Consider the following 663-nt stretch of genomic DNA (forward strand, 5'->3'; position numbering starts at 1 on the left):
ATGCCTTTATCATCACTTCTGTCATCACCGCTACTGTTGCTGTCGTTTGTGCTGTTGAAGTGTTTACCTTCGTTCAAGAGGGCAACTGTTGCGAAATCGTCTCCACTATCAAAAACTAGCTCACCATTTTCATTCCAAATTGAGAATGAACGCGCGCCAAATGCTTGAACGTTTTCTTCTGCGTTTAATGTGTGGTTTGGTTTGATAACTTTGAGTCTAGCTAGCTGTTTGTTGTCTTTCAGAGCTCCAGCAAGAGGGTGGTCGGTCGTAACTTTGAGTTTTTTGCCACGGACTTCGTCGATATGGCTCAAACAGGAGCCTTTGACATTGGTGTAATCTGGCGTACCTTGATAGTCATCCTCATCCCACTTGAATCCTGCTTGATCACATTCAGCTTGAGTGGTTTTAAAACCATATTCGCGACCATCCCCTTCGTTGGCTGAAACAATGTAGGTTTGGCCGTTGACAGAGTAACTGTCTAGCGTGTCGGGCATGTACAAGCCAACCAACTGCGGATAGCTTTTCAAATTGCCGATGATCTTATCTTTATTTGAGGCGTCCAGCTTTGAATTTGACCAAGACTTTTCCCCTAAAGCGACAATTTTTTCTACCGATTGGCTTTGTGGATCAATAATCGCCATTGCGTTATTTTCCTGCAAGGCG

1 protein-coding gene is annotated in these 663 nt (G+C 44.2%); it reads right to left on the bottom strand.

Annotated elements, in window-relative coordinates:
• Positions 1 to 663, bottom strand: a 663-nt coding sequence (locus R8N47_RS25710) for a choice-of-anchor I domain-containing protein (RefSeq protein ID WP_412034488.1), incomplete at both ends; no start/stop codon positions are given.

This window comes from Vibrio sp. 2132-1 (assembly GCF_033344315.1).